The sequence below is a fragment of the Pseudomonas sp. GL-RE-29 genome (genome assembly GCF_019947275.1).
GTDB lineage: Bacteria > Pseudomonadota > Gammaproteobacteria > Pseudomonadales > Pseudomonadaceae > Aquipseudomonas > Aquipseudomonas fluorescens_A.
In genome coordinates this window covers 81377-105111 of the sequence record NZ_JAGYGD010000009.1, presented here as the reverse complement: position 1 = coordinate 105111, position 23735 = coordinate 81377, and the positions used below count along the sequence as shown (strand labels likewise).

General features: G+C 59.7%; 15 protein-coding genes, 1 tRNA gene and 1 pseudogene. 11 read left to right on the top strand and 6 right to left on the bottom strand.

The genetic code is table 11. From position 1 onward, the window contains the following. The first annotated feature begins 132 nt into the window (after positions 1–132). The 9 genes and pseudogenes from fdnG to KGB21_RS10155 form a co-directional block, all read left to right on the top strand. The gene (gene fdnG, locus KGB21_RS10195) at positions 133–3198 is read left to right on the top strand and encodes a formate dehydrogenase-N subunit alpha (RefSeq protein ID WP_223505031.1); all 3066 of its coding nucleotides are present in this window, start codon (positions 133–135) and stop codon (positions 3196–3198) included. Beyond that, positions 3199–4134, top strand: a complete 936-nt coding sequence (fdxH, locus tag KGB21_RS10190) for a formate dehydrogenase subunit beta (protein WP_034148804.1) — start codon at positions 3199–3201, stop codon at positions 4132–4134. It begins immediately after the preceding gene. Further along, positions 4131–4790, top strand: a complete 660-nt coding sequence (locus tag KGB21_RS10185; RefSeq protein WP_223505030.1) for a formate dehydrogenase subunit gamma — start codon at positions 4131–4133, stop codon at positions 4788–4790. Before fdxH ends, KGB21_RS10185 begins: the two co-directional genes overlap by 4 nt. A gap of 4 nt (positions 4791–4794) precedes the next feature. Then, positions 4795–5721, top strand: a complete 927-nt coding sequence (gene fdhE, locus KGB21_RS10180) for a formate dehydrogenase accessory protein FdhE (protein ID WP_034148802.1) — start codon at positions 4795–4797, stop codon at positions 5719–5721. A gap of 45 nt (positions 5722–5766) precedes the next feature. After that, complete coding sequence (selA, locus tag KGB21_RS10175; RefSeq protein WP_223505029.1) at positions 5767–7182, top strand: L-seryl-tRNA(Sec) selenium transferase; 1416 nt, start codon at positions 5767–5769, stop codon at positions 7180–7182. A 1-nt stretch (position 7183) separates the two neighbouring features. After that, positions 7184–9091 carry a selenocysteine-specific translation elongation factor gene (selB, locus tag KGB21_RS10170; protein ID WP_223505028.1) on the top strand — a complete coding sequence of 636 codons (1908 nt, stop codon included), beginning with the start codon at positions 7184–7186 and terminating at the stop codon, positions 9089–9091. A 5-nt stretch (positions 9092–9096) separates the two neighbouring features. Continuing rightward, positions 9097–9192: transfer RNA gene (locus KGB21_RS10165), tRNA-Sec, on the top strand. A gap of 200 nt (positions 9193–9392) precedes the next feature. Beyond that, a complete protein-coding gene (locus tag KGB21_RS10160) occupies positions 9393–10481 on the top strand; it encodes an AI-2E family transporter (protein WP_223505027.1) in 1089 nt (362 codons plus the stop codon). A 172-nt stretch (positions 10482–10653) separates the two neighbouring features. Then, a pseudogene (locus KGB21_RS10155) lies at positions 10654–11057 on the top strand (hypothetical protein); the annotation flags it as partial. 78 nt (positions 11058–11135) lie between these two features. On the opposite strand, the gene KGB21_RS10150 reads toward KGB21_RS10155, so the two are convergent. The 3 genes from KGB21_RS10150 to speF form a co-directional block, all read right to left on the bottom strand. Continuing rightward, entirely contained in the window at positions 11136–12041 is a 906-nt protein-coding gene (locus KGB21_RS10150) for an amino acid ABC transporter substrate-binding protein (protein WP_223505026.1), read from the bottom strand. A 48-nt stretch (positions 12042–12089) separates the two neighbouring features. Further along, entirely contained in the window at positions 12090–13430 is a 1341-nt protein-coding gene (potE, locus tag KGB21_RS10145; protein ID WP_223505025.1) for a putrescine-ornithine antiporter, read from the bottom strand. A 141-nt stretch (positions 13431–13571) separates the two neighbouring features. After that, entirely contained in the window at positions 13572–15758 is a 2187-nt protein-coding gene (speF, locus tag KGB21_RS10140) for an ornithine decarboxylase SpeF (protein WP_223505024.1), read from the bottom strand. 317 nt (positions 15759–16075) lie between these two features. Between speF and cax the strand changes: the two genes are divergently transcribed. Beyond that, entirely contained in the window at positions 16076–17146 is a 1071-nt protein-coding gene (cax, locus tag KGB21_RS10135; RefSeq protein WP_223505023.1) for a calcium/proton exchanger, read from the top strand. Between the two features lie 14 nt (positions 17147–17160). On the opposite strand, the gene KGB21_RS10130 is transcribed toward cax, so the two are convergent. The 3 genes from KGB21_RS10130 to KGB21_RS10120 all read right to left on the bottom strand — a co-directional run bounded on the left by KGB21_RS10130 (position 17161) and on the right by KGB21_RS10120 (position 20184). Beyond that, complete coding sequence (locus KGB21_RS10130) at positions 17161–18354, bottom strand: GAF domain-containing sensor histidine kinase (RefSeq protein WP_263386177.1); 1194 nt, start codon at positions 18352–18354, stop codon at positions 17161–17163. A gap of 124 nt (positions 18355–18478) precedes the next feature. Continuing rightward, positions 18479–18934: a hypothetical protein gene (locus KGB21_RS10125; RefSeq protein WP_223505021.1), complete on the bottom strand. Its 456-nt coding sequence runs from the start codon at positions 18932–18934 to the stop codon at positions 18479–18481. 77 nt (positions 18935–19011) lie between these two features. Next, on the bottom strand, positions 19012–20184 hold the full coding sequence (locus KGB21_RS10120; protein WP_411741352.1) for a DUF2252 domain-containing protein: 1173 nt from the start codon (positions 20182–20184) through the stop codon (positions 19012–19014). Positions 20185–20738: 554 nt separating this feature from the next. Here KGB21_RS10120 and KGB21_RS10115 point away from each other — a divergent pair. Further along, the gene (locus KGB21_RS10115) at positions 20739–23636 is read left to right on the top strand and encodes an EAL domain-containing protein (protein ID WP_223505019.1); all 2898 of its coding nucleotides are present in this window, start codon (positions 20739–20741) and stop codon (positions 23634–23636) included. The last annotated feature ends 99 nt before the right edge of the window (positions 23637–23735 follow it).

Sequence of the window (23735 nt, the reverse complement as noted above, 5' to 3'; positions counted from 1 at the left end):
CGACGGTCGGGTTTCATCGCGGTTTCGACAGCCTTGACTAGAGTTGAAGTGTCGGCAGCCCGTCTGCCGCCACCGTGACTGTCCAGAAAATCCGGCAAAAGTACCGGGTTTCCACCTGATCAGGAGTGAACGATGGACCTCAACCGTCGTCAGTTCTTCAAGGTCGCTGGTATCGGCCTTGCAGGCTCTAGCCTGGGCGCGTTGGGCATGGCCCCGACGCCAGCCTTCGCCGAGCAGGTGCGCCACTTCAAGCTTGCCCACACCCATGAAACCCGCAACACCTGCCCGTACTGCTCGGTCGGCTGTGGGTTGATCATGTACAGCCAGGGCGACACAGCGAAGAACGTTGCGCAAAGCATCATCCACATCGAAGGTGACGCCGACCACCCGGTCAACCGCGGCACCCTTTGCCCCAAAGGCGCGGGCCTGCTGGACTTCATTCACAGCCCCGGCCGCCTGCAATACCCGCAGGTACGCAAGCCCGGCAGTACCGAATGGACGCGTGTTTCCTGGGATGAAGCGCTGGATCGCATCGCCGACCTGATGAAGGCCGACCGCGACGCCAACTTCATAGAGAAAAACGCACAGGGCCAAACGGTGAACCGCTGGCTGACCACCGGTTTCCTCGCGGCATCGGCGGCGTCCAACGAAGCGGGTTACATCACCCACAAGGTCATTCGCAGTCTCGGCATGCTGGGGTTTGATAACCAGGCGCGTGTCTGACACGGCCCGACGGTGGCAAGTCTTGCCCCGACGTACGGCCGTGGTGCCATGACCAACCACTGGACCGATATCGCCAACGCGAATCTGGTTCTGGTGATGGGCGGCAACGCAGCAGAAGCGCACCCGTGCGGCTTCAAATGGGTGACCGAAGCCAAGGCGCACAACAAGGCGCGCCTGATCGTGGTCGACCCGCGTTTTACCCGGACCGCTTCGGTGGCCGACTACTACGCACCGATTCGCACCGGCACCGACATCGCCTTCATGGGCGGGCTGATCAATTACCTGCTGACCCAAGACAAGATCCAGCACGAATACGTGCGCAACTACACCGACGTGTCCTTCATCGTCAAAGCCGGCTATGGCTTCGAGGACGGGATCTTCAGCGGCTACGACGTGGCCAAACGCGCGTATACCGACAAGTCCGGCTGGGGTTATGAAATGGGCGAGGACGGTTTCGTCAAAACCGACCCGAGCCTGCAAGATCCGCGCTGCGTCTATCAATTGATGAAGCAGCATTACAGCCGCTACAACATCGAACTGGCCAGCCAGATTTGCGGCATGCCGGTCGATGCCATGCAGAAAATCTGGGACGAAATCGCCACCTGCTCGGTTCCGGGCAAGACCATGACGATTCTCTATGCCCTCGGTTGGACCCAGCACTCGATTGGTTCGCAAATCATCCGCAGTGCGGCGATGGTGCAACTGTTGCTGGGCAACGTCGGCATGCCCGGCGGCGGCGTTAACGCCTTGCGCGGGCACTCCAACATCCAGGGGCTGACCGACTTGGGTCTGTTGTCCAACTCATTGCCGGGCTATCTGACGCTACCGGGCGATGCCGAGCAGGATTACAACGCCTACATCGTCAAACGCACGCAGAAACCGCTGCGTCCGGGGCAGCTTTCCTATTGGCAGAACTACAGCAAATTCCACGTCAGCCTGATGAAAGCCTGGTACGGGGCCAATGCCACGGTCGAGAACAATTGGTGCTACGACCATTTGCCAAAACTCGACATTCCTAACTACGACATCCTCAAAGTGTTCGACCTGATGGGCCAGGGCAAGGTCAACGGCTACATGTGCCAAGGCTTCAATCCGATCGCCGCGTTGCCTGACAAGAACCGGGTGATGGCGGCGCTGGCCAAGCTCAAATGGCTGGTGGTGATGGACCCGCTGGCCACCGAGACCTCGGAGTTCTGGCAAAAGGTCGGGCCGTACAACGACGTCAACAGCGCTGATATCCAGACCGAAGTCATTCGCCTGCCCACCACGTGTTTCGCCGAAGAGGACGGTTCGCTGGTCAACAGCAGTCGCTGGCTGCAATGGCACTGGAAAGGCGCCGACGGTCCTGGTGAAGCGCGCACTGACGTGCGGATCATGAGCGAACTGTTCCTGCGCCTGCGCCAACGCTATCAGGCCAACGGCGGCGCCTATGCAGAACCGCTCCTCAAACTGTCGTGGCCGTACAAAATCGCCGATGAACCTTCACCGGAAGAGCTGGCCAAGGAAATCAACGGCAACGCCACCGCCGACTTCACCGACGCCACCGGCGCGCTGATCAAGGCCAATGCGCAACTGGCCGGGTTCGGTCAGCTCAAGGACGACGGCAGCACGGCTTCCGGTTGCTGGATTTTCTGCGGTAGCTGGACCGAAGTCGGCAATCAGATGGCCCGCCGCGACAACAACGATCCGTTTGGCATGCACCAGCATCAGGGCTGGGCCTGGGCGTGGCCGGCGAACCGGCGGATTCTCTACAACCGCGCCTCGGCCGACCCGCAAGGCAAACCGTGGGACGAGAAAAAACGCCTGGTGTGGTGGAACGGCAAAGCCTGGGGCGGCACCGATGTGCCCGACTATAAGGCCGACGTGCCGCCGGAAGCCGGGATGAATCCGTTCATCATGAACCCCGAAGGCGTGGCGCGGTTCTTCGCCGTCGACAAGATGAACGAAGGCCCGTTCCCCGAACACTACGAGCCGTTCGAGACGCCCATCGGCATCAACCCGCTGCACCCGGACAACAAGAAAGCCACCAGCAACCCGGCGGCGCGGATCTTTGATTCGGTGTGGGATACCCTCGGCGTGGCCAAGGACTACCCGTATGCCGCCACCAGCTACCGGCTGACCGAGCATTTCCACTTCTGGAGCAAGCACTGCAAGCTCAACGCGATCACCCAACCCGAGCAATTCGTCGAGATCGGCGAAGTGCTGGCCAGGGAAAAAGGCATCGTCGCCGGTGACCGTGTGCGCGTCAGTTGCAAGCGCGGGCATATCGAAGCGGTGGCGGTGGTGACCAAGCGGATTCGGCCGTTGCAGGTCAACAATCAGGTGGTGCACCAGATCGGCATCCCGTTGCACTGGGGCTTCACCGGTCTCACGCGTCACGGTTACCTGACCAACACCCTGGTGCCGTTCCTCGGCGATGGCAACACACAGACCCCGGAATCCAAGTCATTCCTGGTCAACGTGGAGAAAATCTAAATGGCCAGCCAAGACATCATTGCCCGCTCGGCCACCACCACCGTGCCGTCCTCGGTGCGTAATCAGGAGGAAGTCGCCAAGCTGATCGACACCACCAAATGCATTGGTTGCAAGGCCTGCCAGGTCGCCTGCTCGGAATGGAACGAGCTGCGCGACGAGGTCGGCCACAACCACGGCACCTACGACAACCCGCAAGACCTCACGGCCGAAACCTGGACCCTGATGCGCTTCACCGAGCATGAAACCGATGCCGGCAACTTGGAATGGCTGATCCGCAAGGACGGCTGCATGCACTGCGCCGAGCCCGGATGTCTGGCGGCGTGCCCCAGCCCCGGCGCGATCATCAAGCACGCCAACGGCATCGTCGATTTCAACCAGGACCACTGCATCGGCTGCGGTTACTGCATCACCGGTTGCCCGTTCAACATTCCGCGCATTTCGCAGAAGGATCACAAGGCCTACAAGTGCACGCTGTGTTCGGACCGGGTGGCGGTGGGGCTGGAACCGGCCTGCGTGAAAACCTGTCCGACCGGGGCGATCGTGTTTGGCTCCAAGGAAGACATGAAGGAACACGCCGCCGAACGCATCGTCGACCTCAAAAGCCGTGGCTTCGACAATGCCGGTTTGTATGACCCCGCTGGCGTCGGCGGCACCCACGTGATGTACGTGCTGCACCATGCCGATACGCCGAAGCTGTACGCCGGATTGCCGATCGACCCGACCATCAGCCCGCTGGTTGAACTGTGGAAAGGCGTGAGCAAACCCTTGGGCTTGTTGGCCATGGGCCTGGCGGTGCTGGCCGGATTCTTCCACTACGTGCGCGTCGGGCCGCAGATCGTCGAGGAGGATGAACTGCCACCGCTCAACGATCCATCGGTGCATGAAGTCGATCCGTCGGTGCACACCTATGATCCGAAGCGGGAGGACAGGCCATGATCCGTAAACAGATCCTTCGCTACACCGCCAACCAGCGCACCAATCACTGGCTGGTGGCGATCCTGTTTTTCATGGCGGGGCTGTCCGGATTGGCGCTGTTTCATCCGGCGCTGTTCTGGCTGAGCAACCTGTTCGGCGGCGGGCCTTGGACGCGCATCCTGCACCCGTTCATGGGCGTACTGATGTTCGTGTTTTTCCTCGGGCTGGTGTTCCGTTTCTGGCGCGCCAACTACTTCATCGCCAATGATCGCTTGTGGCTGCGGCGTATCGACCGGGTGATGAAAAACCAGGAGGAGGGGGTGCCACCGGTTGGCAAGTACAACCCGGGGCAGAAGTTGCTGTTCTGGACTTTACTGCTGTGCATGCTGGGGCTGCTGTTCACCGGTCTGGTGATCTGGCGTGCGTATTTCAGCGACTACTTCGGCATCACCACGATCCGCTGGGCGATGTTGCTGCATGCGCTGGCCGGTTTTGTGCTGATCCTGAGCATCATCGTGCACATCTATGCTGGTATCTGGATCAAGGGTTCAGTCAGCGCAATGATGCATGGCTGGGTCAGCCGCGCCTGGGCGAAGAAACACCATGAACTGTGGTACCGCGAGGTGACGCGCGACGAGCGTCCGCGTCGCGACCCTCCGTTGAGCAAAAAAGGATAACGATTTGGCCACCATTCTGGAGCCAGGACAGATCGAAGCGGCGGCGACTTCACCGCCGTTTCTGCACCTTGCGCCGCACAACCTGTTCACTCTGCGGGCGCTGCGTTTGGAACGCTTGGCCGAAGGGCATCCCTTGGCCGATTACCTGCAGCTGGTCGCCGGGTTGTGCCACGCGCAACAGCGTTTGCTCGACGATCCGCCGCCCGCCGCTGCACCGGACCCGCAACGCATCCAATTGTGCCTCGATCACGGTTTGCCACCCTTTGCCGCCGACAGCCTGGTGCGTGAGGACGGCTGGTTGGCGTTTCTGCATGCGCTGTTGCCAAACTTTCGGTTACCTCCACAACCTGCCGTAGAGAAGGCTGTCGCGACGTTGCGCAGTGCCAGCGACGGGCAGGCCAAAACCTGGGCACTGGCGCTGGTCAGCGGTCAATACGCCTTGCTGCCGCCGGCGCTGGTGCCGTTTCTCGGCGCTGCGTTACAGACAGCCTGGAGCCATTGGTTATTGAGTACGCCGAACCTGGCCTTGAAACCCGGCAACAGCCTCCATCAATGCCCGGCTTGCGGATCACCCGCCATGGCCGGTGTCATTCGCCATCGCGGCAAGTACAACGGCTTGCGCTATCTGGTCTGTTCCCTGTGTGCCTGCGAATGGCATGTGGTGCGGGTCAAGTGCGTGTATTGCGAGCAGAGCAAAGGCCTGCAATACGTCAGCTTCGACAGCGACCGTCATGCGGCCGACAAGGCACCATTGCGCGCGGAAACCTGTCCGGGCTGCATGAGTTATCTGAAGCAGATTTACCTGGAGTGCGACGCCGAGGGCGAAGCGTTGTCCGCCGACCTGAGCAGCCTGATGCTCGACATGCGGCTGGAGCAGGAAGGCTTTCAGCGCCCGGCGCCCAATCTGTTGCTGGCACCCGGGGGCGACTGACGCGAACGTCTACACTCAGGCGGTCAACCTTTGCGGGAGCGCCTGATGTCCGCCCGATCCACCAGTGAAAACTTGCGTCTGCCCTCCATCGATAGTTTGCTGCGCCACCCGGCCTGCCAACCGCTGGCCGAACGCTATGGGCGCGATGCCTTACTTGCCAGCCTGCGGCAGTTGCTCGATGACTTGCGCGAACCGGTTCAGGCCGGGCAACTCAACGCCGTTGAACTCGCCCCGGAAGTGTTGGCGGGCAGGGCGGGGGAACGCCTCTCCACCCAACATCGCAGTCACGTACGCCGGGTGTTCAACCTCACCGGTACCGTGCTGCACACCAATCTTGGGCGGGCGCTGTTGCCTGAGGAAGCGATTGAAGCGGTGCAAATGGCCGCGCGCTATCCGCTGAATCTGGAATTCGACCTGCACAGCGGCAAGCGTGGTGACCGCGACGATCTGATCGAGGGGCTGATCCGCGAGCTGACCGGCGCCGAAGCGGTGACCGTGGTCAACAACAATGCCGCCGCCGTGTTGCTGACCCTCAACAGCCTCGGCGCGCGCAAGGAAGGCATCATTTCCCGGGGCGAGCTGATCGAAATCGGCGGTGCGTTTCGCATTCCCGACATCATGGCCCGCGCCGGGGTAAAGCTGCACGAAGTCGGCACCACCAACCGCACCCACGCCCGCGACTACGAAGCCGCCATCGGGCCGCGCAGTGGTTTGCTCATGCGCGTGCATGCGAGCAACTACAACATTCAGGGCTTCACCACCAGCGTGCCTACCGCAGAGCTGGCGCAACTGGCGCACCAGCATGGCTTGCCGCTGCTGGAAGACCTCGGCAGCGGCAGTCTGTTGGACCTCACTCGCTGGGGGTTGCCGGCCGAACCGACGGTGCGCCAGGCACTGCTCGATGGCGCCGACATCGTCACCTTCAGCGGCGACAAACTGCTCGGTGGCCCGCAGGCCGGGCTGATTGTCGGTCGCAAAGACTTGATCACACGGATCAAGAAGAACCCGCTTAAACGCGCACTGCGGGTCGACAAACTGACGTTGGCCGCCCTCGAAGCCGTACTTGGTCTTTACCGCAACCCCGATCGCCTGGCAGAACGTCTGCCCAGTTTGCGTCTGCTGACCCGGCCTCAAGCGGATATCCTGGCCCAGGCTGAGCGCCTGCAACCGTCACTGGCGCGGGTGCTGGGCGACGCCTGGGGCGTCAGCGCGGAACCGGCGCTGGGCATGATCGGAAGCGGCAGCCAACCGGTGGCGCGTTTGCCCAGTGCCGCGTTATGCCTGCGGCCGCAAACGTCCAAACGCTTGCGCGGAAGATGTTTGCACGGGCTCGAAGAAGCATTGCGTGCCTTGCCGATTGCAGTGCTCGGGCGCATCGATGACGACGCCTTGTGGCTAGACTTGCGGCAACTGGACGATGAGCCCGCGTGGCTGGCGCAACTCGATCAATTGGAGATTTAGGGTGATCGTCGGCACCGCAGGGCACATCGACCACGGCAAGACCGCGTTGCTCCAGGCCTTGACCGGTCAGGCCGGTGATCGGCGCCGGGAAGAGCGCGAACGGGGCATGACCATCGACCTCGGTTACCTTTATGCCGAGCTGGAACCGGGCGCGGGCCTCACTGGTTTTATCGACGTGCCCGGCCACGAGCGCTTCACCCACAACATGCTCGCCGGGGCACAGGGCATTGATCTGGTGCTGCTGGTGGTGGCCGCCGATGACGGCGTGATGCCGCAGACCCGCGAACACCTGGCCATTGTCGAACTGCTGGGTATCCCTCGGGCACTGGTGGCAATCAGCAAGTGCGACCGGGTCGAAGCGAGCCGGGTGCAACGGGTGCGCGAGCAAATCGAATCCTTGTTGGCGCCCGGACCGTATGCCGATGCGCCGTTGATTGCGCTGTCGAGCGTCACCGGGCAGGGCATCGACACCCTGCGCCAGACCTTGATCACCGCGCAGCGCGACGTCGCTCAACGCAGCCTCGACGGTGGTTTTCGCCTGGCGATTGATCGGGCGTTCAGCGTGGCGGGAGCGGGTATTGTGGTCACCGGTACGGCGTTGTCCGGTCAAGTGGCGGTGGGCGATACGTTGATGCTCGGTCCCCTCGGCAAACCCGTAAGGGTGCGGGGTCTGCACGCGCAGAATCAAGCCGCCGAGGTCGCCATGGCCGGGCAGCGCGTTGCGTTGAACATCAGTGCCGAACGCTTGGCACTGGAGCAGATTCATCGCGGTCAGTGGCTGTCGGCGCAGTGGTTGTATGCACCGACCCAGCGTCTGGACATTGATCTGCGTTTGCTGAGCGGCGAGCAACGCGCCTTCGAGCATTTCCAACCGGTGCATGTGCATATTGGCACGCAAGACCTGACCGGACGCGTGGCCTTGCTGGAGGGCTCCAGCCTCGCGCCGGGTGAGAGGATGTTCGCTCAGATCTTGCTGAATGCACCGGTGCAGGCAGTGAAGGGTGATCCGCTGATCCTGCGTGACCAGAGCGCACAACGCACCCTCGGTGGTGGACGGGTGCTCGACCCGTTCGCACCGTCCCGCCAGCGACGCAGCCCCGAGCGATTGGCGCAGCTACAAGCGTTGGCGACGCGCGATTGCCTGGAAGACGTACTGCCAGTGTTGCTGGTCAACAGCGATACAGGCCTCGATCCCCAACGGCTTGAGCGCCAGTTCAACCGCCCGCGCGCCCTCTGGACCTTGCCCGATGACGTGCGATGGATCGAGACGCGGCAAGGACCGTTGTTGTTCAGTGAGGCCCGATGGCAGGCCCTGAAAACGGATTTGCTCGAACACCTTGCACGCTTTCATGAACTGGAGCCGGACCAAATGGGCCCGGACCGTGATCGTCTGCGTCGCTTCACCGGCACCGCCCTCGACCGCCCGACCTTCGTCAGTCTGCTCGACGAACTGCTGGCCGACCGCAGCATCACCAGCAGCGGACCGTGGCTGCATCTGCCTGACCATCAAGTGCGCTTGAGTGAAGAAGATGAAACGCTCTGGCAACAGTTGCAGCCATTGTTCGACGGGGCCGGTTTCGATCCACCGTGGGTGCGCGAACTGGGCCATGACGAAACCAGGGTTCGCTTGCTGCTGCGCAAAATGGCCCGGTTGGGGCTGTTGCATCAAGTGGTCCGCGACCTGTTTTACACCGACGCGATGATCCGGCGTTTGGCGGCTATGCTGTTGCAACTGGCCGAGGACAACCCGGTGATCCAGGTTTCGGCATTTCGCGACGCGGTGGGCCTGGGGCGCAAGCGCAGCATCCAGATACTTGAATACTTCGACCGGCTCGGCCTGACCCGGCGTTTTGGCGATCGACGCCAGATCCGCCCGGACAATGCCCTGGCCCGGGAAGCCGGACACTGATTCAAGGAAGGTAATCGCGCCCGGTGGCGCGGCCGGGCTTCAAACCCGGTTGGGGACGGCATCCGTTCCCGGGCAGGTTCGACTCCGGCTACCTTCCGCCATTTTCCTTGATATAGGGGCAAGCCAGAATCAAAAGATCGCAGCTCGTTGCACTCGACAGCCCCTACAGGGAAACGCGCGGGTTCGACCGGCCATTACGGTGGATCCACAGAAGCTGCGTTGATCCTTTACGTTGTGTAATGAGCGTCTATGCTGGGCTAACGGATTCCTCAAACCCACAGCGTTAAGTCAGGAGACTTCCATGGTGCCCACTTCGCTCTCACTGAAAGCGTTGTCCCGCGGGATGCTTGATGTGCTGATCCGTGCCGGACTGATTGTGGTTCTGGTGCTGTTCTGCTTCGAGATCTTCCGCCCCTTCCGCGACCTTATGCTGTGGTCGGTTATCCTCGCAATTACCCTTTACCCTTTGCAAGAACGGCTCATGGGGCCGCTGGGGCAAAAAGAAGGACGCGCCGCCACGGTGATCGTGCTGGTGGCGATTGCGATCCTCATGGTGCCGATCTACTTGCTCGGGGTCTCGATTGCCGATTCGGTCGAAAGCGCCATGGCGGCCGTCAAGAGTGAAGGCATCCAGATTCCTCCACCCAGCGACGCCGTCGCGCAATGGCCATTGATAGGCAAACCGCTTTCAGCCCTGTGGCTTCAGGCGTCGACTGACCTTCCAGGCCTGACTGCCAAGTACATACCGCAAATCAAGGACGTGAGCCTGGGCCTGCTGGGCAAACTGGCCGGCGTCGGCATGGGTTTTCTCATGTTTATCATTGCGCTGATCATCGCCGGGATCTTCATGGCCTATGGCAAGGCCGGCAGTAATGCTGCCGTGCGGATTGCGTCGCGAATCAGCGGTCCGGATAAAGGCCCGCAAATCGCCACGTTGTGTACCGCAACGATTCGTGCGGTGGCACTTGGCGTGGTCGGTATCGCGTTCATTCAGATGCTGTTGGTGGGCCTGGGCTTTGTCTTCAAGGGCGTGCCAGGTGCCGGGCTGCTGGCATTGGCGGTGTTGCTGCTGGGCATCATGCAGCTGCCGGCGACTTTGATTACGGTGCCGGTGATTGCCTATGTGCTCGCCACCGAAGGCGCCAATACCACAACCATCATTTTCTCGGTGTTCGTCTTCGTTGCCGGGTTGGTGGACAACGTGCTCAAACCGTTGCTATTGGGCCGTGGCGTGGATGTGCCGATGCCGGTGGTGCTGATCGGTGCGCTGGGCGGCATGGTCACCAGTGGCATCCTCGGTTTGTTCATCGGGCCTGTGGTGCTTGCGGTCGGTTATCAGCTGTTCTGGCAGTGGGTGGAAGATCGGCCGCCAGTGGAAGACGAGTATTAAAGACCCCGCTCCAGTCGTCGCGGTCCTTCGGCCCGCGCCACTTCCAGGCAACAGGGAAGGGCCGCGACACCAACTTCTGACCCCCATCTTCAGATCTCCCGCGCAGTCGGTCTTTTTCAACCGGCTGTCGCGGGTCATCGACGTGTAGCCCGCAACCTCGATATCTGACAACTCCCTGGCGATCTGGCTGTTTGCGTTGGCGATGGCTTACCCCCTATCTGCCGGGGGCGAGGCACAGATGCATTTAACGGTTGTTCGGTGTTGATCGGTGGGATGATTTCACCGGGCGTTTCGAGTGTGGTCGGGCAAGCGGCGGCGGGATTGATCCTGACGTACACCCGGACCTTGCTGTCGGACTTCTATCCCGAGTATCGGCTGGTGGCGCAGGGCATTCCGAGTCGGCCACGCCCGCGTGCAGTGCTGCTCAGCATGCTGCACGCGAACATTCAGGAGGTGTTCAACGAGTACGGCGTGCAGATCATGTCGCCTCACTATCTGAGTGATCCGCCAGCAGAGAAGTGGGTGCCCAGGGACAAATGGTTTACAGCGCGGGCGCAAGAACCGAAGGATCCTTGAGCGAGTGAAGCGTCCATCAAACGTCGCCTGGCACATCCGTGTGCCAGCTTCACGCAGGATTTCTGTAGCCCTTGATCCTCAAGGCAATGCGTAGGCCCGGAACAGCTTTTTCATGGTTTCGTTGATCCCGCCCAGGTACTTGTCGTACTCCTGCTCGATGGCGCCGGAGTGATAAGCCTCGCTCAGGGCCATGTCGACCAGGAGGCGGAAGTCTTCGTCTCCACGCTCGACGATCATCGCCACCGGGGTGTACTCGAAGATGCGGTCCAGGACCATCAGGTCGTTGTTGGCATCGCCTTTGGCGACCTGGTTTTTCAGCAACATGCGCTCGGCAAAGAAGGCATCAGCCTTGCGCGCGGCCACCAGTTTGGCGCCTTCGTCGGTGTTGGCGACGGTCACCAGGGAAGCGATCACGCCGAGCATGCGCATCCGTTCGCGAATCCAGTCCTCGGTCACGCCGCCCTCGATGGTGGCGTAGGTCTGGTTGGACAGGCCTCGGTTGATCGTTGCGCGCCAGGTCGGGCCTGGATTGGCCTCTTTGCCGTTCAGTGCATTGAGCAGGGGTTCGGCGGCATCCTTGCGCACCAGAACCGAGAGGCCGGCGGTATACACCGGAATCGAGTAGCTGATGGTTTTGCGCCGTTCGAGGGTGGGCGGGGTCGGCGTGCAGAGGATGTCGACCGTGCCCAGTTTCACCGCGCTGGTTTCTTCGGAAACCGTCACGGGTTGGTAACGCACCTGCAGGTTGGGCAGGTTGAGTTCAGTCTTGAGTTTGTCGGCGATCTTCAGGCACAGGTCGATGCCATAACCGCTGGCTTTGTCGCCTTGCTGAACGCTGAAGGGCGCCAGGTCCGGCACGTAACCCAGGGTGAAAGTATTGCTGGTGCGTACGCGCTCCAGGGTGTTGGCACTCGCCACGATCGGCAGCGCGGTGAACACCAAGGCGAACAGCAGGCGAGTGGTTTTTGCGAAGGGTGCGTTCATATCCGGTTTCCCCGTGTACAGAGGTCTGTGCAGTCGTGATTGCCATGCCTAAACATTGCCGGTCCTGGCTTGAGCGGCGGGCGGTACGTCGACGAAACGCTTGGCGAGGAAGCCGTAGAGCAGGTAACCAAAGGCAAGCACCAGTGTGCCGCCCATCACCGCATCCTTGCCGCAGGCAAACAGGGCATACAACGAGTAAGCCACCGCAATCAGTAAAACCACCAGGTTGCGTGTGTACACGCCAGGACTCACCTGGGCCTTGTGCATGATCACCAGCAGGCCGGTCAGCGCTGTGATGTAAGGGATCAGGTTGGTCACTGCCGCCAGGCTCACCAGTTTGCTGAACTGCGCAGCGGCATCGGGCGAGATGGTCGACAAGGCCATGACGGTCTGCAACACACCGCAGACGATCATGCCGATGACGGGCGCATCGCTGGCGTTGACCTTGCTGAACAATTTGAGGAACAGGTTCTGGTCGGCGGTCATCTTGGCGGTTTGGGCCAGGGTGAACTGCCAGCCCAGCAGCGAGCCGATGCAAGCCATGACCGCCAGCGCCATGACGATGTTACCCACCATCGGGCTGAATATCTTGGCGTAAACCAACGCGAAAGGTGCCGAGGAAGTGGCCAGTTCGGCGTTGGGAATGATGCCTTGGATAACGGTGGTCGACAGTACGTACACCGCGGCTGCGCCCAGGGTGCCGAACAGGCAGGCCAGCGGTACGTTGCGCTTGGGATTTTCCACCGCATCGGTGGCCTGGGCCGCTGACTCCATGCCGAGGAAGGCCCACAGGGTCAGGGGAATCGCCTTGCCGATGGCTTCGGAGATGGCCAGGTTGTTGGGGTTCCACGCGGCTTCCAGCACTTTGGAGTCGAACCAGAACCAGCCGATGATGCTCAGGCCTGCCACCGGAATGATCACGCCCCACACGGTGAATGCACCGATCTTGCCGGTGATGCTCGGGCCGCCGAAGTTGGCGATGATGGTGATCCAGATCAGCCCGACCGTGCCGACGAATAGCGGGATGGCGCCACTGCTCAGCCACGGCAGGAAGGTGCTCATGTAGCCTACCGCCGAGATCGCGACTGCGACGTTGGCGATGGCCAGGGACAGGAAGTACAGGTAGGAGCAGAGGAAGAACCCCGACTTCGCATGGGCTTCTTCGGTGTACGCGGACAAGCCGCCGGAACGCGAGCAGAACACCCCGCACTGGGCGAAACAATAGGCAATGGCCATCGAGCCGATCGCCGTGAAAATCCATGACAACAGCGAGACTGCACCCAGTTGGGCCATGTTGGTGGGCAGCATGATGATGCCTGACCCCATCATGTTGACCGTGACCAGCGTGGTGAGCCCCATCAGGCCCATTTTCTTGCTTGAATCAGCCATCGCGTACTCCTTGCCCTGTTCAAATGTTGACCCTCCGCCTGGCGACGCACTGCCAATCGCCAGGTAGGGGGCAAGCCTTGCTGCTTGATCAGATAAACCTTGTAAGGTGGTGCAAACGCTGCTCCTTGAGCGGGGCGAGGATCAGGTCTTGAGTACGTAGCCATAGGCGCGAATACGGCCACCTTCTTCTTTCAGGTACACGCCTTGAAGTTCCGGCGTGAACCCGGGCAACGCGTTGATGCCTTCTTCCAGCGCCAGGAAGTATTTCAATACCGCGCCGCCCCAGATCTCACCCGGCACCACGCACAACACGCCGGGCGGGTAGGGCAAAGCGCCTTCGGCGGCAATACGGCCATCGGCATCGCTCAGGGCGACGAGCTCGACATTGCCGCGGATGTATTCGATCTGCGCTTGCTGCGGGTTCATGGCTTTTTTCGGGAAGTGCGCCTTGCGGAACATGTCCTTTTGCAGTTGCTGCACGTTATGGCTGCGGTACAGGTCGTGCATTTCCTGGCAGAGCTGGCGGATGGTGTAGTTGCGGTAGCGTGCTTCGTAGCGCGCGTAGATCGCCGGCAGTACCCGGCTCATGGGCGCATCATCGGCAAGGAACTGCTCGAAGCGCGCCAGTTGCGCAGCCAGATGACTCATCTTCGCCCAGTCTTCGGCGGGCGTGAGCAGGAACAGAATCGAGTTGAGGTCGCACTTCTCCGGGACGATGCCGTTCTGGCGCAGGAAGTTGGCCAGAATGCCGGCATGGATACCGAAGTCGCTGTAACTGCCATCGATCGGGTCGATGCCAGGGGTGGTGAACAGCAGCTTGCAGGGGTCGATGAAGTACTGCTTTTCGGCATAGCCGGGGAAGGCGTGCCAGCGATCCTTGGGGTGAAACTCGAAAAAACGCAGGTTGCTGGCGATCGCGTCGGTGGGATGGTCCTGCCATGGGCGCCCGTCGATGGTTTCCGGCACGAATGGGCGGATCAGGGTGCAGGCTTCCAGGATCAGCTTGCGCGCGTTGATGCCGAACTTCACGCAGTCTTCCCACAGGCGCAAGCCACTGCGACCGGCGTGGATACGCGCATTCACATCCAGCGAGGCGAACAGCGGATAGAACGGGCTGGTGGAGGCCTGGGCCATGAAGGCGTTGTTCAACCGCGCGTGATTGCAATAACGCGGCTGGCCCTTGATGTGGCGGTCTTTCTTGTGGATCTGCGAGGCCTGGGAGAAGCCGGCCTGTTGTTTGTGCACCGATTGGGTGACGAAAATTCCGGGGTCGTTTTCACCCAGGTCGAGCAACATCGGCGAGCAATCCTTCATCATCGGGATGAACTGCTCGTAACCGACCCACGCCGAGTCGAACAGAATGTAGTCGCACAGCTTGCCGATGCGGTCGACCACCTGGCGAGCGTTGTAGATGGTGCCGTCATAAGTGCCCAACTGGATGATCGCCAGGCGAAATGGGCGTGGTAACTCAGCCTTGTCCGGGGCGACTTCCTTGATCAGCTCACGCAGGTAGTCTTCTTCAAAACAATGGGCGTCGATGCCGCCGATGAAGCCGTATGGGTTGCGCGCAGTTTCCAGGTACACCGGCGTGGCGCCGGCCTGGAGCAATGCACCCTGATGATTGGATTTATGGTTGTTGCGGTCGAAGAGCACCAGGTCGCCAGGCGTCAGCAGCGCGTTGGTGACCACCTTGTTCGAAGCCGATGTGCCATTGAGCACGAAGTAAGTCTTGTCGGCGTTGAACACCTGGGCGGCATGCTTTTGCGCTAGCAGGGCCGGGCCTTCGTGGATCAGCAAGTCGCCGAGTTTGACGTCGGCGTTGCACATGTCGGCGCGGAACAGGGTTTCGCCGAAGAAATCGAAGAACTGGCGACCGGCAGGGTGCTTGCGAAAGAATTGACCACCCTGGTGACCGGGGCAGGCGAACGTAGCATTGGCGGCTTCGGTGTAATGCTTGAGCGCGTCAAAGAAGGGCGGCAGCAGACCTTCTTCATAGGCCTTGGCGGCTGTCTCCAATTGGTTGCCGTAGTACTCGGCGTTGTTGGTGGCGAGGTCGAACACCCCGTTGACCAGCAGAATCACTTCGTGCAAACGCTTGTAGATATCCAGTGCACGATTGCCGGCACCGCCACGCGGTACTACCAGGAAAAGCGGGATGTCGAAGCCTGTTCGTTGAATGGAATCCAGTACGCCGCCCATGACATCGTCAACCGTCAGCACCGCAACGGCGACATCGGTAAAGTCAGTCTGATCAAGGGCAACAATCGGGCGGGAAGTGTGGAAACAGTCACGAACGGCATCGCTTGCGGCGACTTTCAAAACATTCATAACCAGAGTCTCTCAGTCGTTCTTGACGTTGAGTTACCGGACAAACGCCTGTAAACAGGCTTGTTTCCGAGGTCCGTACTGATTGCCCTTTTGGGTATAGATCATTTTTTAGCCGTTGAAAATTTTAATGAACTTTTTTTCCGCGATTTTATAGGTACCCAGTCGTTCGACGAATTCATTGAATTTGCTAGTGCATGCAAATAGCGACTGACACGTAGTGTTATTGAAGACCGTTGTTCGACGAAGTTGGGAATGTGGGCCATTCTTAGCGCAATTTCCGAGTGTTACTTCATCAATGCTTTTGTGCGGGTACAGTCATGCTCTTATGGATGCTGGTCTTCGTTCCAATCGCCATCGTTCTGGAGTTCATGGTCCCCCAGCAGCACTTGCTTATTTTCCTGGCCGCCGCATTGGCTATCGTGCCATTGGCGGGGTGGTTGGGGCGTGCCACGGAACAACTGGCGGAGAGGTCCGGGGAGGGCGTCGGCGGATTTCTCAATGCCACCTTCGGCAATGCCACTGAACTGATCATCGCCCTGAGCGCTTTGCGTGCCGGTCTGCACGATGTGGTCAAAGCCTCCCTGGTTGGCTCAATCGTCGGCAATATCCTGCTGGTGCTGGGCGCATCCATGCTGGCCGGGGGGCTGCGTCAGAAGGAACAGCATTACAACGCTTCGGCCGCACGTTCTCAGGCCACGTTACTGACGCTGGCGACCATCGCACTGATCCTGCCCGCAGCCTATAACGCCGTTGTCTCGCCGCGTGCACCCCATGGCCTTCAGGTGCTGAGCTTGTATATCTCGCTGGTATTGCTGGTGGTCTACGCATTGTTTCTGGTGTATTCGCTGATCACCCACAAGAGCCTGTTTGCAGGGGACCCCAACCTGGCGCGCGAGGCACACCCGACGGCAATTTGGCCGACTCGCAAGGCTGTGTTGGTGCTGGCCGTGGCGACACTGATGATCGCCTGGATCAGCGAAATTCTGGTGGCCGCCATTGAACCCAGCGCCCACCAACTCGGTTTGAGCAATCTATTTGTCGGCGTTTTCATTGTCGCGATACTGGGCAACGCGGCTGAGCATTCCTCAGCGATTTCCGCTGCGATGAAAAATCGAATGGACCTTTCGCTCTCTATTGCGATTGGTTCAAGTGTGCAAGTTGCGCTCTTCGTGGCGCCCGTTCTGGTATTGGCCAGTTATGCCATTGGCTCGGCAGCGATGGACCTGGCGTTCTCTGGCGGCCTGGTTCTAACCGTGTTGTTGGCGGTTCTTATTACCGGCCAGGTAGCCGGTGACGGGCGATCGGACTGGCTCAAAGGCGTTCAGTTACTTGCTGTGTATCTGATCCTCGGACTGGCCTACTTCTTTACGCCCGATATCCCAAGTTGAGAAATTGCTCCCATTCAAACCCACTTGAATCGGGCGGGAAACCTGGCGACAAAACAGGTGCCTGATTCCAGCGTCGAAGTAACGCTCAACGCCCCGTTATGGGCGGCGGTGATCTGCGAAGCGATGTAAAGCCCCAACCCAAGACCTTCGCCGCGCTGCCCGGCTTCCGATCGGGTGAACGGCTGGAACAGCAAGGGCATCAGTTCAGCCGGAATCGGGGCACCTTGATTCGTGACCGATATGACAATTTCATCTGCTTCGGTGTAGGCCCGGACGCTGATGCAGGCCTCTTTTGATCCGTGCGTGACAGCATTTCCCAGCAGGTTGGACAACAATTGGCTGAGACGTAGCGGGTCGCAATAGACGCCGGTCGGCAACGCCAGCGCATGTTCGAGGGACACGCGTGGATGCGAGGCCTGCACCTCGTCCACAGTCAAACGCAGTACTCGCCCCAGGTCATCGACCAGTTGACGCTTGATCGGAATCCCACTGCCCAATCGCCCCCGCGCAAAGTCCAGAACGTTTTCAATCAGATGACCCATACGAGTGGAGCTGTTGCGGATGGCGGAAATCAGGTTGAGAGAGCGTTTGTCCTCGGTTTTGGTTTCCAGCAGATCGGCGCTCATCCGAATGGCACTGAGCGGCGTGCGCAAATCATGGCCCAGCACGGCAATGAATTGCTCGCGAAGACGGCCACTTTCATTGGCATCCAACAGGGCCGCTTTGGTTTTTTCCAGGTGGTTCTGAGTGTCGAGGCTCATGGCGATCAGTTGGGCGAAGAGGGTGAGTGTCTTGGCGATGGCTGGCTCGTCAAGATTCGCCGGTACGGAATCGATCGCGCACAACGTGCCGAAAAACTCACCATTGGCTTTGATGATAGGGATGGAGATATAGCTCTCCAGACCGTACGTGCGAGGCGTGTGGTGGATCGAAAAAACAGGGTGTGAACTGGCATGGCCGAAAATCACCGGTTGTCGGTGTTGGCGGATTTCATGGCAGATGGTCGACTCGAGAACCAACTCACCACCCGGTTTCAATCCGAAATCGATGGCGTCGTCCACCGCGCAGGCCACCCAGTTTTGTTCGGTGACTCTCGCCACCGCGGCAAATCGCATACCGGTAAGGTGCCTGACCATGCTCAGGATGACCGGCACAGCCTCAATGTTGCGGACGGCTTCGATATCGAGTGAAAAATCTGCGTGGGTCATCAGTCGGCGGTTCAAAGGGATTTGGTCAGAGACTAAGCCTTATCTCACCCACTGGCTAATGGATGATCGGCGGGCTTCCCTGCCGAATATCCAGTTTTAGTCCATATGGGCGCGGTGTTCTTGTCTACTTCGTTGGTTCTTGTGCCTTGATGTCCCCACAAAAAAGATCGGCGTTGCCATCTTCGGGTACAGATCGCACGACGATCGAGTACCCGCCAGATAGAAGAATGGACATTGCGACCGGAGCGCTTCTCTCAAATGTCCAACCGCTGGTGGCGACACGCTCGGTGGTGACTTGATCATTCATTTCGTAGGCGACCGGCCCGGGTTGCTGACAGCTGCCTTTGTAGATGAAGGTGTAGACACGCAAAGGCAGTGAGCTTCCGGTTGGAACACCACTGATGAAGAAACTGAATCCGGTGATTTGTTTGTCCCAGCTGGTCAACGTGGCATTGGCGATCTGCCCGGCATTGTGTCGGGTGGCGGTCAAAGGCATGGTCACCCCGTGTTCAGATGTAGTGCTACAACCGAACAGGCTCGCGGTGACCAATAGAGCTGCAACTGAGTCTCGGAACGTCATTGCACATCTCCCATATTGATTGTCTGTCATGGGAGATTAGCGGGTATTGCCCAATAGTCGCGTTCCTGGCTTGAGGGTCACTCATCCTCTCTCAACGCAATGATCCGCCCGGATTTTTCTGCCTCCACCAGCGCACCATGGTCTTTTGCATTTTGATCGGCATAGGCAATGGCGAATTTTCCGATGGCCTGGTCGAAGGAGTCGGTCTTGCCCAGGTAGCCACTGATGAGCGCCGCATCCCCCGATTTGGCATGGGCACGCGCCAGGGTAAGACCGCACCATTCGGCGTACATCTTCAATCGAGGGCCGGATATGCCTTCGATGGGCGCTGACATTTTCATGTCGCGCAACTGACGGACAAAGAAGTGCCGGCCGTTCTGGCTGCGTGTCCAGCCCAAAAAGATGTCGCTGGACGACTGCATCAGACGCTGCCCCGTGACGACACGCTGCCCCTGGTTTTCGTAATTGCTCTTGCCTGCATAGGGCGCCAGCACTGAGGGAGTGGCTTCCTTGAATTGCAGAAGCAGCGGGTGATTTTCTGCGGAAAAGAACAGGCCGACAAAACAATAGGTACCGACGCTGCCGATCCCGACCGCTTTGACGGCAATGTCTTCAAGACGGTAGCGATCGAACAATACGCGCCGCTCGTGGGGCAGTGACAATCGATAATCTTGCAAAGCCAACTGGACGTTCTTCACGAAGCTCTTTTCGTACACATGAAACAGTATCGGGGGTTGATCGATCAGGCGACGGCGCCCTCCGACTTCGCCGCTGATCTTGGGAAACAGATAATCGCCTACACGCATCCTGGCCTTTGCGACCAATTGTTCGCGGATTTTCTTGATCTCGGCGTTGGGTGCCATGTCGATGATCGCCTGGGCATCGAGGCGGTCATACCAGACCTCCATCGGGCTCATTTTGGAAAACTTGCGCAGGCGTTCGCGATAAGCACGGACGCATTCGGCCGCGGCGGCCCGCGCCCATTTATCGCTGAGGCGATTATCACGCGCGGCCACGGCAAAACTGATCGCCAGACGTTTTACATCCCACTCCCAGGACGCCGGGAGCGTTTCGTCGAAATCGTTTATGTCGAATATCAGATTGCGCTCAGGTGTCGCGAACAACCCGAAGTTCATCAGGTGACAATCCCCACAGGCCTGCACCTGAATGCCGGTGGTCGGGGTTGTCGCCAGGTCATGAGCCATTAACCCGGCAGAGCCCCGCAGGAACGTGAACGGTGTGCGCAACATGCGGCCGTAGCGAACAGGCACCAGTTCGGGCAGTCGATAGCGGTTGGACTCCTCAAGCAGTTTGATCGAGTCACGGTGCTTGCCGGTCGGTTTCCATTCAGCGTGAAGCGCGTGCGGAAGACGTTCGCGTAATCGCTCACCTTCGTACAGTCGTTCCTTGCGCGAGTGAAAGACTGGCTCGTCCCCGTTGTCTTTCTTTTGCCCTGCTATGTTGTTGGCAGGCCTGTTTTTGTGGGGGGACATGTCTACTCCTTTGCTCAACGACGTCTGACTCGCCTGGGCACAGGATCTGTTGATTCGACTGTTCCATCAGCCCGCAGAAGGCACGTGCGCCGGTTGGCTGGAAAGCACTAAAGCTACTGTTTCAAGCGTAGCAGCGTGGAAACGGTTGTCTTGTTGAAGAACTCGCGTTTAACTCCTTGTCTGTCCTTTTGTTGGCACTAAAGCGAATAAAACGATTGAAAAAAATTCTCATAAGCTTTAAACGGGTTGCTAAATGGCACATTGCTAGTAATCAGTAAGTGAGACCGGCAGTTTTGACCCAGGGAGAGGTGATGCGTATTCGTCCATTGATCGACTCCCCGCAGCAATCGAACGACTGCGACGTCGTCGCATCTCAACCAAAAGGGAATTCGGGTGCTGTCGGCATGGCCTACGCAAGCAACGCGGATACGATCGAGCAATTACTGGCCACTGCGCGCAACTGGAGTCATTCAACCGCGTGGGTGGTTTACCGTGCCGGTGAGCAACTGCATCGGGTCGGGCAGGGCGATCCTCGGGTGCAGTGGCCGTCAAGTATCGCCAATGATGAGTTTGAAGCCTTTTGCCTGACCCGGCGTTTGCAACGCTGGCCGACCGGCAAAGGCGAAAGTGTGCTCGGATGGTTACTCGCGCCAGCCAGTGATGCCACGGAGCCGGCGCTGGCCGACTTCGCCCAGCGCCTGGGCATTCAAATACAGGCCGATACGCTTGCCCGTGCGCAAATTACGCAGCGCGTGCTGTATGAAATTACCTATCTCGCCAGTTCGACCCGCGACCGCTCGGTGTTTCTGGTGGGGGTTCACCAACTGCTGGCCAGCCTGATCGACGCCGAGAACTTCTATCTCGCGCTGTATGACCCGCACACGGGCAAGATCGACTACCCGTATTACGTCGACATCATCGACGTGGATGCCGTGGAGTCGTCGCACTACGAATACCTTGACCCATCGCACCTGTCGTTGACCGGCCAGGTGTTGACCACCGGCCAGCCGTTGCTGATCGACGCCGCCGGCATTCTCGCGGCGCAGGCCGAAGACCGTTTCTACTGCGTGGGTGATCGTCCAGAGTTCTGGATGGGCGCTCCGCTGAAAAACGCTTCGGATGAAGTGTTTGGCATGCTGGCCATGCAGGTCTACGAGGTTTCCCGAACCTACAGCGCCGAAGATCGCGCGCTGTTTCTGGTGGTGGCTCGCCACGTGGCCATGGCCCTGGACCGGATTCTGCACCGGGAGGATCTGGAAGCGACGGTGATGCGTCGCACCCTGGAGCTTTCTGCACTCAACGACGCATTGAGGCAGGAAGTGGCAGAGCGACAACGCGCCGAACATCTACAGAGCGCTTTGTTCCAGATTGCCGAATTGTCGAGCCGACCCGGCGACATGTCTGAGCTGTTTCAGACCTTGCATGGCATTGTCGGTGATCTGCTGTTTGCGCAGAACTTCTACATTGCGCTGTTCGACGACGCGACCAGTGAAGTGACCTTTCCTTATTATGTCGATGAGCGGCAGACGATTTGCCCGCCGGCCAGGCGTGGGTGCCGGGGCTTGACCGAGTACGTTATTCGTCAGCGCGGGCCTTGCCTGATTGACGTTGGCGAGGCTGAGCGATTGGCTGCGCACGGTGAAATCGAACTGGCCAATGAGTCTGTCCGATCCTACTCCTGGCTGGGCATTCCATTGTTCGATGGCGATGTGGTGCGTGGCGTGCTGGCGGTGCAAAGCTATACCTCACAGGTGCGTTATACCCAGCGTGACCAGGAACTGTTGACGTTTGTGTCGCGACACATCGACACCGCGTTGTCCCGTCGCACGGCCGCTGAAGCGATCCACGCCGCCAACCTAAAACTGGAAGCCCGGGTGCAAAACCGCACCCGCGAACTCGACCACGCCAACGCCAAGTTGCAACACGAAAACTCCCACGATGCGCTGACCGGGCTGCCGAATCGTACCTACCTGCAACAGCGCCTGAACCTGGCGTGGTCGCAGTTCGGCAGCGTAGGAGGGCACTTGGCGGTGATGTTCATCGACCTCGACCGTTTCAAGATGGTCAACGACAGCCTCGGCCACCATTTTGGCGACCTGCTGTTGATGCAGGCCGCACACCGTTTGCGCGGTTGCCTGCGCGAGACCGACATGCTGGCGCGCCTGGGCGGCGATGAATTCTCGGTGCTCGCGCCCGAGGCGCCGCTGGACGTGGTGATCGAAATCGCCGAACGGATCCTGGTGGCGTTTGACCTGCCGTTTTTCATCAATGGCTATGAAGTGTTTTCGTCCTGCAGTATCGGCATTGTCAGCGCCGACAGTCAGTTCCATCACGAACCAGCCGACTTGTTGCGCGATGCCGATGCGGCGATGTACCGGGTAAAGAGCGCCGGGCGTGACAGCTACGCGGTGTTCAACCAGGAAGTGCGCCGTGAAGTCTCGGACCAGGTTGAGCGAGAAGGGGCGTTGCGCAACGCGCTCAAACGTACTGACGAACTGCTGCCGTATTTCCAGCCGATTGTCAGCGTCGAAACCGGTGAATTGTTGGCCCTTGAAGCGCTGATCCGCTGGCATCAGCCGGGCGGTCGGATCATCGCGCCGGGCGAGTTCTTGCCGGATGTCGAGGGTTTGCGCCTGATCGGTCGGCTGGACCTGTACATGCTGAACAGCATTGCCGTGATCCTCGCCCAACCCCAGCACGCCAATTGGCCGCCGGTGCACGTCAATTGCTCCAGCTACAGCATGACGCGCCCGGATTTCGCCACTGATGTGCTGGCACTGTTGGCCCAGCACGGCGTCGCCCCGTCGCGGATCTGCCTGGAGTTGACCGAAGGTGCACTGGTGGCCGAGCCGGCGATTGCTCGTCAGACCATGCAGCAACTGGCCGACAACGGTATGTCGGTGGTGCTCGATGACTTCGGTGCCGGATTTTCGTCCCTAAGTTATGTGCATCAGTACCGTTTCAGCGGCTTGAAGATCGACAAGTCGTTCATCTTCGAACTGACCACCAGCGCTCGCAGTCGCGCGATCGTCCGCGCGATTGTGCGCATGGCGGAATCGCTGGACCTGAGCGTGGTGGCTGAAGGCGTCGAGGATGAAGCGACGTTGGTGTTGCTGCGAGAAATGGGCGCCGGGCAGGCTCAAGGTTATTACTTTGCCAAGCCGATGGGGTTGGAGATGTTGTTGGCGACTGCGCTGGCCGGTCGTTAAGGTTGTTCAGGCGCGATAGCTAATACCCCCTCTATACCACCAGCCATGGGGGGTATCACCGCAGGCGAAAGATGAAAACATCAGGTTTCAGAACGTTGC